11 protein-coding genes are annotated in these 11625 nt (G+C 61.4%); 6 read left to right on the forward strand and 5 right to left on the reverse strand.

The genetic code is table 11. From position 1 onward, the window contains the following. Positions 1–50 precede the first annotated feature (50 nt). Genes EGM87_RS16005 through EGM87_RS16015 form a run of 3 tightly spaced genes read left to right on the forward strand, consistent with a single transcriptional unit; the run spans position 51 to position 2572 of the window. Complete coding sequence (locus EGM87_RS16005) at positions 51–1664, forward strand: recombinase family protein (protein WP_503345424.1); 1614 nt, start codon at positions 51–53, stop codon at positions 1662–1664. A gap of 60 nt (positions 1665–1724) precedes the next feature. Continuing rightward, positions 1725–2051: a hypothetical protein gene (locus tag EGM87_RS16010; RefSeq protein ID WP_137709589.1), complete on the forward strand. Its 327-nt coding sequence runs from the start codon at positions 1725–1727 to the stop codon at positions 2049–2051. A 14-nt stretch (positions 2052–2065) separates the two neighbouring features. Then, positions 2066–2572, forward strand: a complete 507-nt coding sequence (locus tag EGM87_RS16015) for a hypothetical protein (RefSeq protein ID WP_171010009.1) — start codon at positions 2066–2068, stop codon at positions 2570–2572. Between the two features lie 723 nt (positions 2573–3295). Here the strand turns inward: EGM87_RS16015 and EGM87_RS16020 are convergent. From EGM87_RS16020 to EGM87_RS16030, 3 genes are all read right to left on the reverse strand, one after another. After that, a complete protein-coding gene (locus EGM87_RS16020) occupies positions 3296–5674 on the reverse strand; it encodes a hypothetical protein (RefSeq protein WP_137709587.1) in 2379 nt (792 codons plus the stop codon). Positions 5675–5677: 3 nt separating this feature from the next. After that, positions 5678–6358, reverse strand: a complete 681-nt coding sequence (locus EGM87_RS16025; protein WP_137709586.1) for a hypothetical protein — start codon at positions 6356–6358, stop codon at positions 5678–5680. Between the two features lie 293 nt (positions 6359–6651). Further along, positions 6652–7215 (reverse strand): BRO-N domain-containing protein, encoded by a 564-nt coding sequence (locus EGM87_RS16030; protein ID WP_137709585.1) that lies wholly within the window; start codon positions 7213–7215, stop codon positions 6652–6654. A gap of 713 nt (positions 7216–7928) precedes the next feature. On the opposite strand from EGM87_RS16030, the gene EGM87_RS16035 reads away from it, so the two are divergent. Next, complete coding sequence (locus tag EGM87_RS16035) at positions 7929–8486, forward strand: recombinase family protein (RefSeq protein WP_137709584.1); 558 nt, start codon at positions 7929–7931, stop codon at positions 8484–8486. A 183-nt stretch (positions 8487–8669) separates the two neighbouring features. Here EGM87_RS16035 and EGM87_RS16040 read toward each other — a convergent pair whose 3' ends face one another. Further along, positions 8670–9989: a hypothetical protein gene (locus tag EGM87_RS16040; RefSeq protein ID WP_137709583.1), complete on the reverse strand. Its 1320-nt coding sequence runs from the start codon at positions 9987–9989 to the stop codon at positions 8670–8672. A 216-nt stretch (positions 9990–10205) separates the two neighbouring features. Here EGM87_RS16040 and EGM87_RS16045 point away from each other — a divergent pair, with 216 nt between their 5' ends. Together EGM87_RS16045 and EGM87_RS16050 are read left to right on the forward strand one after the other, a co-directional pair. Continuing rightward, positions 10206–10505: an excalibur calcium-binding domain-containing protein gene (locus EGM87_RS16045; RefSeq protein ID WP_253719091.1), complete on the forward strand. Its 300-nt coding sequence runs from the start codon at positions 10206–10208 to the stop codon at positions 10503–10505. Positions 10506–10806: 301 nt separating this feature from the next. Next, a complete protein-coding gene (locus tag EGM87_RS16050; RefSeq protein ID WP_137709581.1) occupies positions 10807–11016 on the forward strand; it encodes a hypothetical protein in 210 nt (69 codons plus the stop codon). Positions 11017–11215: 199 nt separating this feature from the next. On the opposite strand, the gene EGM87_RS16055 is transcribed toward EGM87_RS16050, so the two are convergent. Beyond that, entirely contained in the window at positions 11216–11494 is a 279-nt protein-coding gene (locus EGM87_RS16055) for a hypothetical protein (protein ID WP_137709580.1), read from the reverse strand. Positions 11495–11625 lie beyond the last annotated feature (131 nt).

Genomic DNA, 11625 nt, shown 5'->3' on the forward strand with positions numbered 1-11625 from the left:
AGGTTATAGACACAAGACCCCACGCCGGGTAGCCTACTCAGATGGTCGAAATGAACCCAAACCCGCTCAATACGCCTCACCGAAAGGCCTACTCTTACTTACGGTTTAGTACGCCGGAGCAGAGCAAGGGCGACAGTCGTCGGCGGCAAACAGATATGGCAGCCAAATACGCCCGCGACCATAATCTAGAGCTGGATACGGTTCTCACCTTCCACGATGAGGGCATATCGGGTTTTCGGGGCCGTAATGCAGAGGTGGGGCGGCTCGCGGACTTCCTCGAAGCTGTGCGGGTCGGGCTAGTTCCGCAAGGCTCTGTGCTACTGGTCGAGCAACTTGATCGCTTAAGCCGTCTGGTTCCTCGTAAGGCTATGCGGGTTCTAGAGGACATTGTGGAAGCCGGAGTTTCGGTCGTAACCCTTAATGATGGGCGCGAGTACACGCCAGACTCGCTGGATCGGGACCCAACAGACCTCCTGGTTGCCGTGCTGACCTTCATGCGGGCGAATGATGAGAGTGCCACCAAGGCGAAGCGCCTTTCTGCAGCCTGGGAAGCTAAAAGAGCAAACGTTGCCTCCAAGCCGCTGACCGGCATCGTTCCTGCGTGGCTTAAGTTGGATAAACAGACCCAGAGGATCATGGTGATCCCCGAGCGGGCTGCTATCGTGCGCCGTATCTTCGCAATGACTTTAGAGGGAACAGGACAGCACTCGATCGCGGCGGCCTTGAATGGCGAAGACGTGGAGCCTTGGGGCACTGGAAAGCGCAAGGGCATCCACTGGCATCGCTCCTATATCGCAAAGATACTCACGAATCCGGCCGTTGTCGGCGTCCTCCATCCGCATCGGACCGAATACGTCAACGGCAAGAAAACGCGGATTCCATTGGAGCCTGTGCCAAACTATTTCCCTGCCGTGATTACACCGGAGACTTGGGCCGACGTTCAGGCCCTCATGGGGACTAAAGGCGCACCTAGGGGGCGACAAGCTATCGCTCCCCTCTCCAATGTTCTCTCCAGACTTGCCGCCTGCCCCAAGTGTGGCGGGACAATGACGCGTGTACAGAAAGGCTCCTTGGCAAAGGCGGGCTATCCTTCTCTCGTATGCGCGGCCGCCAAGGCGGGGGCAGGATGTGAGTACAAGTCTGTCCGGTACGAGACAATTGAACGCCGCCTCCTCCAAGTCCTCCCAGGGATCATCCGGGGCCGTGAGGGCATCGACGAGAGCGAGGATATTGAGGCCCAAATCGGGGAGCTTGAGGACGCCTTACACGCGCAACGCGAGGACATTGAGGTCCTCGTGGACGAACTTCTCCAAGGACCTTCGACAGCCTTATCCGCTCGCCTGCGCGAAAAAGAGCGAGAAGTCGCGGACATGCAGAGCGTCCTGGCCAGTCTCAAGGAACATCGGGACGTTATGGCAGGCCCTGTCGTCGGCTCACGAATTGAAAGGGCCATTAATGCCTTGCAGCCGAGCGAAGGCGGCGAGTTAGATCGAGTAGAGGCCAACGCAGCACTGCGGGGCATATTCAAGCGAGCCACCATCAACTGGCCTGCCGGAACCATAGATTTAGAATGGCACGTTGGGGGCGTCTGCCGGGTGACTTATGGATGGACTGAAGGCCCCTGGCCTCCCCCTGCATCAAAGGAAATTGCGCCGAACGCCTGACGCGGTCTCGGCACCAGAGGCAAGCCCATGGGGGGCGTGCGATTACACGGGAATGATGCAATGACGTACATGACGGAAGTGACCCTTCAGCCTGCCCCGGTGAAGCTAGAGGACGGCAGGGCCGAATATATGGGGGGAGGCCTGTTTGTCGTTCTACAGAAGGATCAGACAGTCCGGCGCCACAAGTGGCAGAACGTCGTTGTTTCCAGGTCGGACCTCGCTACCCTTAAGGCCATTCCGGCCCATACAGTGCCCTTTGACGACGGCACGGCCGAATATGTCGGCGATGGATACTGGAGGCTCCTGCAGATGGACCACCTGGCCCAGCGGATGCACAACGTCGTCCTCAGTGGGCAGGACGTTGAGGCGCTCCTGAAGGCAGCCTGAGGCCTGACGGCTCGATGTCCGCCGATCTCTTCTTGCACCTCCTCGGGGGCCTCACGGTCCTCGCGGTAGTCGGCTGGGCCGGGTGGCGCTGGTGGGACCCTCCACAGCCCCTCACGCCTGCCGTGCTGGAGACCGGAGAGGACAGCGAGCCGGAGCCTGAGGAGTGGCCCAGGTCTCGCCGCGTCGTCTGGATCACGGAGGCCGAAATGGATCGGCAGGGCATCCCCTGGAAGCAGCGCGTGGCGGACCCCAAGGCCAAAGCGATTTGGGCCTGCCGCACTCTAGCCGATGAGGTCTCAGAAGCCGCGCCGTACCTCCCCGCCCTCGGCGCGTTCTTGGGGAGCCTTGAGGCCTGGAAGGAAGCTCCAGGGCAGGCTTCTCCGTTGGGCTGGCGGGTCTTTCGGGACCTCGGGAGGCTTGAGAAGGCGATGGGAAAGCGCCTGCCGCAGCATGTCTCCCAGACGGTCCTAAAAGCCATCTCCGCTATCCCACCCAAAGCGCAGAAATCAAAGGAGGTTTAGGCAGATGTTTTTCAGTTGGTCACTCGCAGAGGCCTGGGCGTGGCTCGTCCAGCTGCCGTATCTGGGCGGCGCGGTCGTGACAGTGATGGCTTATGTCAGCCTAATCTTACTCATGAACCTCACTTTACTCCTGGGAAGCAAGAGGGCGAGGTGATCGGCTGAGATGGGTGGGTAGCGGACTATCCGCTTTCGGAGCATAAAGGGGGTGAACCGGACAGAGGCCCAATCGCAAATGTTTTGGGAATCAAACCCATGGAAGGCGGGCTTTTTGCGATCTCGTTCTATGAAGAAGGGGTATCGCGAACGCGCAAGCTGGCCACTTACTTGGCGGCGTGCGGGCTTAACCGACTGGCCCGCAATATCCGCACTCGGAGACGACCACGATTGGGCGCGAAAGATGGGAACGGGGTTCGTTGCCGAGTTTGGCAACGAAACCTTGTTTTTGATTGATCGGGATTGGTTTGGCTGGCCTGATCCACCCCAATGGGGACTGGCATCGTTTGATGCAGCTAAGGGTGAGTGGAACTTGTGGGGTAATTTTTCAGATTTGCCCTCTGCGTGGACTGTTCCCGACCCCTTGTATGGGCCGGAATGAAATCCAGTTCAGTCCGGTCATGGAGCAGATTTATTTACAATTGAATGACTGACTTTGGTCGTTAGCGGAAGTGATCGAAAAAGAACCCCCAGTCCCACGCGGGGACCAGGGGTAGTCTTCGGGCTTCTTTACTCGGCCCGCTCAATCATGCCCTGACCGAACAGGCTACCGACAATGCGGCCTCCCTTCAGGGTTCCGGCAGTGACCCGCCTGTCTACCTGGGAGCGCCGGAGCCTCTCCTGGGCGATCTCTTCGACCGTGCGGAGGACGGACGCCATATCCGTATCGCCCAGCTTGCGGGCTACCTCGCCCTTGATGGCCCCTTCGTTTCGACCGGACGCGAAGCCCTTCAGAGCCTGGACGGCCCCTCCCAGTGGATTCCCGGCGACCATTTGGAGCACCCCCGATGCCGTGTTGCCTGCCCGCTCACCCTGGCCTGCCATTTCGGCCAGCCTATCAGCGGTTGCAGAGTTTCCACGGATGGTCCGGAATGTCTGGTGGGCTTCGTGCTCGCCCAGCGTCCGCTCTAAAAGACCGTCCGCTAGATCGCCATGGACGGTCTTGAGGTTGGCCCTCTTGTTTTCGCTCCCTGCGATCCTGGCGGCCACGTTAGCGCCGTCCTCGGCTTTCCTGACGTCTCCTGCGAGGCCCGAGCGGTGCCCGAGGCGGAAGAAGTCCTGGTTGAGGCCGGTCACTTCGTTGAAGGCGTTCGTGACTTCGTCAGCCTTGTCGCCCACCTTCTCCTTGCCCAGCTCCAGTGCCTGCTTGGCCTGGATAGGACCGGCGTAGGCGTCCCTTGCGGGCTTCCAGAAGGGGTTGAGTCCTTCGGGCGGGATCGCGCTCTCACGGGGTCCCTGAGGGGCCTGTGGAGGCGCTTCCGGGAATATCCGCTGACTCGGTGCCTCATAAGGGACCGGGAAGGGATTGCCGGGTTGCGGGTCGGGTGCCCCAGGTGCCGGAAGACGCGGGAGGTCCGTAGCAGCCTGCGGGGGCGGCTTAGGGAGGCCGGGGAAGGCCTCGGGAGCCTGTGGGGTCGGCTGGATCGCTCCGGGTCCCTGCGGGAGACCCTCGGGTGCCTGGTGTACACGGGGTCCGCTGCCGTCGCCGTCCATGATCTCTAGGAGACGCTGGCGGATGGTGTTGGCACCTCGGGCGCCACGCCGTTCGGCCGAAGAGGCCATGGGGTTGCTCAGAGGCTGGACCATGTCGTCCAGGGCCGTCTTGGCGTAGTCGTAGGCCTTCATGGTCGGGGTCTTGCCCAGCTCCCAAATGCCATCTGCGCCTTCGATCAGGCCCAGCTCTCGGGGGTCGATGCCTTCGTCCTTAATGATGCCTCCGGCGTTCGCCAGGGCGTCACGGGCACTCGGGCGCTGGAACAGTTCTTGCAGTTCCTGGACGAGTGGGATGGGTTGAGCATCACTGATCTCGTAGAGGGGCCGCGAGGCTTCTCTGGCGTACCGTTGGAGGTCCTCCGCCTGCTGCCCGACGTTCGTGGTCTGGCCAAGCGTCTCGTTGATATGCTGGACCATGCGGGCCGAGGATTGCTCCTGGCGCCGATCGATCGCGGCCCTGACGGCGGCCGTGGCTGGGCCAGGAGACCGGGCGGCCGAGCCGAAGGACCGGCGAGCGGACTCGTGGACGTCTGCGGGCGCTGCGGGGATGCCACGAGCTTGGCGCTGACGGACTGCCTCGGCGACCTCTTCGGGAGTGAAGAACTTGCCGGTCGCCGGGTTGATGGCGGCGCGGAGGTCCTGGTCCACGATGTTGTTTGCGGCGGCCTGGATCGGATCGCGGGAGAGCTGCTGGCCCTCCTTCCTCGCCCAGTTGCTCAGGCCACTCGGCAGGACGTCGGCAAGCCCCTCAAGGCCCCGTCCTGCTATGCGGGTGACAGGCTGGGATAAAGGCCGGATTGGCGCTGCAAGGGTTCCGGCAGCCTTGAGAGCGACGGGCAGCCCAGCCCCAACCACGGACGACAGAGCGCCGGAGCTGATCGCGTCCGCTGCCCTCCCCGTGAGCGTGTCCTTATCGGAACTCATGGCCCCCGAGAGGAGGCCGTAGGCACCTGCGGTCTTTGCACCTGCCAGAGCCTTTCCGGCCAGCGAGGCACCCTCTACGACCTTCGCGGATGGAAGGAGCAAGCTGGATGCCAGTCCCCCAGTCTGGGCGATAGCCGAGGCCGTGGGATGCTGCTGAACGGCGGCCCTGTTCCGTGCCCTCTGGAAGGCCCTCCCCTTGTTGTAACTGTCCATCGGGTGGAAATCGACGTTGTCGCTGAAGGGAGCCTGGACGGCGTTCACCGCCACCTCGCGGGCACCCCGGATGAACTCTGAGGCCCCCGGCAAGATGCCTTCAGCCCACAGGCCCGCGATGCCCCCCAGAGTGTTCTTGGTGGACCGCTCCACCTTGGGGTTGTTCCGACCGTAGGTGTGGGCAATCTGGGCGGCCCGCTTGGGGTCATCCGTTTGCACGTCAATGCGGCGGCCATCAGGGAGCGTTACCGTAATCATGGTTTAGTCTCCGAAGATGATGGAAAGCAACTCGGCGTCGGACTGCTCGGAGATGGGCTTGTGGCTGCCCTTTCCTCCTGAGCCTGAGCCGCGCTTGGCGAGCGCAGCCTGGGCGATGCCGATACGCTGTTGCCCTTGCGAAATGGAGGCGTCAGCTCGTCTTTGTGCAATGCCAACCATCTCGCGGCGCAATCCTAGGGCAGCTTGTCGAGCAGCCTCGGCCTGATCGGCATTAGATGCCGCCTGATCGCGGGTCCGTGCCTGGGATACGGTCATACCCATGTTGCTTGTGATCGCGGCGAACTGCGGGTCCCAGGTATGCGGCAGGTTTCGCGTATCAACTCCGAACGTATCAGGACCCGACAACCAGCGCGAATATGCGCCTGGGCGATCAGCTTCCGGCAGTTGCAAGATACTGTACATCGCACGCCCTAATAGGTCCGCTTGATCGGCGGGGTCGAAACGCTTCTGAGTCTGGTAGTCGATCGCGGCCTGGATAGGCTTGAAGACGTGCTCGCCGGTCTGCGGGTCAGTGTAGATTTCGAAGGCATCGTCTGGACCACCTAGGGTCGGACGGCCTTCCTGGCGGATCATGTCGTTCTGGTTGTAGATCGACTTGGCCGCATTGGCGAGGCCATCACCGAAGTTGTTGGACCCGAAAAATCCTGCAGCGATTGCCAGCATGGTCTGCTGGTAGTGATCGTCGTCGAAGGCGCTCGCCTTGCGCTTAGGCGGAGGAGGCGCCGGGAGGTCTGCAACGATGCCGCCCCCCTGTCCCGGCTGGGCGATGTCGGGGAGGTTCGGTAGGTCCCAACCGCTTTCAGACCTGCCCGGAGCCGGAGGAGCCTTCGGAAGGTGCATAAGGGGGTTTGTGTCCGTACCGCCTTCAGGCGTCACGCGGGCGTTAGGAAGATTGGGGACGCGAAAGATTGACCGGGACAGCCTAGAGGGTTGATCGATACTGTGGTCCATCCAATTCATGCGTTTGCCTCCAGCCGAGCCGCTTCGGCCTCGGCGATAAGCCGCGCCTGACGTTCGGCTCTTGAGGGTTGAGAGGGGTGGAGACCGAAACGGAACTGCCGATATTCCTCGGAGTCCTTCAGTTCTCGCCACTCTCCAAGCCTACCTGAATACTTCGCGGGCGTTGGCGGGAGCTGCCCCTCTGCGGTGAGGGTGAGAAAGAACCTGGGGTCCTTCGGCATGGGGTTTGGGTGGAGCCTCAAGGCTTCCTTTTTAGCCCAGTTGGCAAGATGCTGGCCCCTGTAGGCGTCGAGGATCGCCGTGAAGTGCCAAACGCCCACGGGAGAGAGGACGGTCGTAGCCTTCTGGCCCTCTCCGGTTTCCTCCAGGCACTCCATGCGGGCGTGCTCGGGAAAGCTGCTGTGAAAAGCCCGCTTTGCGGACAGTTGGGTATAGCCCAGCGCTTCAGTGACGTCTTCGAGAGAGAACCAGGGGACCTCGTCCACGATAACAATGCGGATGGGGTGCTCTTTGAACATCAATGTTTGAGCCTGGGTGGCCGTAGCCGGTTGGGTGGTCATTGTATTTCCGTCTGCGGAAGTTGAGAGATGGCCGTCCGAAGGGGAAGCGGCCGGTGGTGTTCTCCGGTCTGTTAGGGACCGGCAGGAATTTGAATGTGCGCCTGGGTGCCTGCCGTTCTCGCGGAGGCGAGCCGGATGGAACCGGATCGGGCAGGATGGGACCCTAGGGACCCCCGTGCCGATTTTGGCGCGGGGTGCCTTTGGAGGCGCGGTAATTGTTACGAGTATGGAACCTTATCGGCCTATGGGACCCTGCGCGGGTCTGAGGGAAAATCTCAGGAGAAGCGGTGGCGTGCTCAGGGTCTGACGTTTTTATGAGCGCGTCGAGCGAAGCCGCCAGTTTCCAATTGGATTGGCTAATGGCCCTCGACGGGAACCCGCCGCTCCGACAGGGGACCCACAGGGGTCCCAAAGGCCCGCAGTGGCCGGGATGTCGCTGCCGCCCGCCTTCCTGCCGAGGAGGATCGTCTCTATCCATGGCCTAGCGAGTGGAGCGGGTGAGTGCCGCCGGGGGGATTGCGCGGGGTCCAGCCTCTCCGCCGTCCGGATTGCAGACATTCGGCCGCCCGTCCTGCTGTCCACTAAGGTACACCCAGGGTGGACGTACACTGACGGCCGTGGAATTGTGCACTTTGGGTGGTTTAATTAAATAGTTGACACTTTTTGGTCAGGGTCTTAGACCTTAGTACACACTCAAGCGAGGACGCTATTCCATGAGCATGATCGGCTACGCACGCGTTTCCACCTCCAGCCAGTCCACGGACATCCAGGTCGCCAAGCTGAAGGAGGCAGGGTGCAGCGTCGTCCGCATGGAGAAGGTGTCCGGCCGGAGCCGTGAGGGCCGTTCGGAGCTGGAGACCATCATGGACTTCATCCAGGACGGCGACACTCTCGTGGTAGCCAAGCTGGACCGCCTTGGCCGCTCGACCCGTGACGTGCTCAACCTCGTCCATGAACTGGAGGAGCGCGGGGCAGCCCTGCGGGTCCTGGAGCCTGCGATCGACACATCTGGCCCCATGGGCAAAGTCGTGCTGACGGTCCTGGGCATGGTCTCCGAGATGGAGCTGGGCTTTATCCGTGAGCGCCAGAAGGACGGCATCGAGAAGGCAAAGGCTGAGGGGCGTTACAAGGGCCGCCCGGTTACGCTGGACGCGGAAGAGCTGCGGCGACTGAAGGCTGAGGGACTAGGCGCAACTGAGATTGCCCGCCGCATGAACTGCTCTCGCAGCGCGGTCTATAAGGTCCTCAACGGCTCGCTTGTGGAGGCGTGAAGGTCCACCCGTGAGGTGAAAATAATCGGGGGCCGAAATCACACTCAGGTGGCGGGATCATCCCTGTCTATCAACATCTTAGTGCCCTCCCTTCTAGCCGTTGGTCAGATTCAGTAGTGTTTTGCTACTTATCTATGTGCGCCTCCGGATGAGAGGCCAGAGGGACCTTAGAGCCACGCAGCCTCACCTGACCCTGGGGAGGATGGCGGGCAGTCCCAAAGCCTCAAAGTGCCCCTGGAAAGCCTTGCGGATAGCCTGGGCGGCGATCTCCTCGTTCCCCTTTGCTACCATCAGGGCATCATGGACCGGCAAGAAGCCGATGTCGTAGTTGTCCATCAGGTCCAGCATCGCCCGCCGCATGATCTCCGCCTCGTGGTACTGCAAGTCCAGCGAGGAAATCCCTATGGTCGGCAGGTCCCCTAGAAATGGATAGCGGCCCAGACCGGCAGCTCTTGGCTTCCTGAGGCTCCATCCACCTGCCTGGGGATCGGAGGCACCCAAGGCTAAGGTCAGCCAGCGTTTCACCCTGTCTCGGTCCACCCCCGGCAGGTCATAGGGGTCCTGCGAGGGATCGAAGGGCAGATGCAGAAGGCCGTGAAGGACGGTGAGATGCGCGGCGCTGATGTCCACCTCCACCACCGCCTTGCCGTCGATCCTGATGACCTTGGCGCGGGCCTCGCTGCCGCCCTCCATGTTCTCGTATGCGTCCGCCCCAGGCATGGAGTAGAACCGGCCATGCCACTGCCAGTCAAAGCCGGGCTGGTCGGCATCGCTGAAGATGCGTCGGATACCTGCAAAGGCTATCCCGCTGACCCGTCCGTCCTCCAGCAAGAAGCCGTTTAGTCGCTCTAGGTCCCCCAGAATTGCGGCTGCCTTTGGGTCTCTAGGGTCCACCGGGAGGCGCTTCGCTTTGTCCTTCTTTGTGCCCTTGGCCGCTCGGGCTTCCAGAGCCTGCGCAGCAACCGGCTTCTTCGCCTTGCTGGGCCTGAAGTGAGCCTCAAAGTCCTCCAGCCGGACGCCATGATCCCCTGCCAACTTAAGAAGCTGCGAGGATGGACGGAAGCTGGTGGGCTGGGAAACCGTAACTATCTCACCGAATTGTTCGAAGGACCGTCGATAACCTCCAAGCTCATTCAGGAGACCGGCATCGGCCATGGCAGCCCGCATGGCCTTGAAAGCCTCCGAGCCTCCTGGGTAGGACGGAAGCGCATTGGTGTTGGTGGCAAGCTGACTCCACCTATTAGCCCTTGCGGCGTCCAGGAGGTCCGTCAGGAATGGACCCGTGATCTCGTGGTACTTGCGGACGGACGAGGTCCGGAGCTGTCCTTGGCGAGCCTTGAACGGACAGACGACTGTATTGACGATAGCAGTAACCAGAGCTGACGCCTCAGGGGACATTGGCGATCCCAGGAGGAGCATGGACCTGCCAAAGGTGCGGGCATCCCTGCGAGCCGATAAGCCCTCAGGGCCACCCAAGGCATCCATGGAAGTGGAGCCGTGCATGGTGTGTATCCTTGTGATGAAATCAGTTTGAATATGTCCGTAAGGGACTTATCGGCTCACGGGCACCTTACCGTACCCTATAGTCCATTCTGGTAGGAAATCTCCGGTCGCCACTTGGCAGAGCATATCGGAGAGAGGGATAAGCTCGCCTTCACCTTTCCGCATTAGCGTCACCGCATCGAAAGAAGGCGGACTTGACGAATGAAGCACTGGACAATGGCCGTGGTGGCCCTCCTCACCTCAGAGGCGCTTTACGCCCATGGAGGCGGACTCGCGGCCGATGGGTGTCATAACGACCGGAAGAATGGCGGGAGACATTGTCATCGTGCCCCGTCCAGTAGCTCCGGTCCCGCAAGGGCGTTCGGGTTAGCCGGAGGCGGCGGGTCCGGAGGGTCGAGGGGCGCTTTCCCAAACTGCACGGCCGCACGGGCAGCCGGGGCAGCTCCCGTCCGTAGAGGCGATCCTGGCTACGGTTCGCACCTGGACCGCGACAATGATGGTATCGGGTGCGAGTAGGTGCGGAGCGTTCGGATACGCACAGGTGGAGGGTAAATAAGTGGGGAACGGCGGGTCAGATGAGGAGGTCCGCCAAACGGCCGAATATTCTACTGATGAGCACTAAATCACGAGGTCCTCAAAGGCACTGCCAGACGCCAAGGCGCATTTCAGGTGGGTCAGCACGTCGGAATTTCGTTCGGCGCTGTAAGGGGCCTTTGCGGGCAATCTACAGGGGCGCACATTTGTCGGCATTTCGCAAAAAGGTGGGGGATTTCACACGGCTGCTAGCCCGCTAAGAAGCCTGCAAGGGGGAACGACCATGATCAAAAGCTGGGAAGCATCTGAATGGCTCTTGCTGGCCGTGCTGGTCCTCTGGGCCTTGCGGCTGGCCTACAAGTTCGGCCGGGAGACCGGCAGGGACGAGATGGCCGCTCTTGTTCGGGAGGACCCCCAGTTCGCCTTGCGGTCCGTCGAAGCCGAGAGGGCCGCTGAAGGACGTTTCCGCAGGTGGGCGAGAGGACGGAACTAACCGCCACTCCCACGCTCCTTCAGTGCCCTGATTATCCCTGCGATCCCGCTGAGGACCGCTGCTACGCCCACGAGGAAAGCTCCGTCGAAAACAACCATGCGACTCATCCTTTCCCTCGCATGTTCCATTTTTGTTCTCGTGTAGGAAAGAGGAAATTTCCTAGCCGGTCGTTGCGGCCTCTTACGTTGTCCTTCCTGCTTCACTGGTCCCGAATGGCGTCCCGCAGCCTGGCCTTGAAGGACCTTCCCCGGCTCGCAAGGCGGATGGTGTCCACTCCTTCCTTGCCACTCCGCCACCAGATGATCTGGCGATGCTGCCTCCAGTTGTTCGGCTCGCCAGTGAGGGCCTTGAGAGTCCCGAGCGTCACGGCCGGGGGGATCGCCTTCAGGCGTTGGCAATAAACCTCGGGGCTCAGGTCCTCGTCTTTCATGACTTCCAGGATCACGGCGGCAGCCTCAAAGCTGAGCTTGTCGCCCATGAGAGCATGAAGTTCCACCACGACCCGACTAACCGCACCTAGCTCCGCTTCGCCCATCGTTTCCCCCAACTTCCTTCATTTGGAACCTCGGGATAACGAAACGGGACAACTCGCGCAAAACGCACCGGATT

The sequence above is a fragment of the Sphingobium sp. RSMS genome (assembly GCF_005406185.4).
GTDB lineage: Bacteria > Pseudomonadota > Alphaproteobacteria > Sphingomonadales > Sphingomonadaceae > Sphingobium > Sphingobium fuliginis.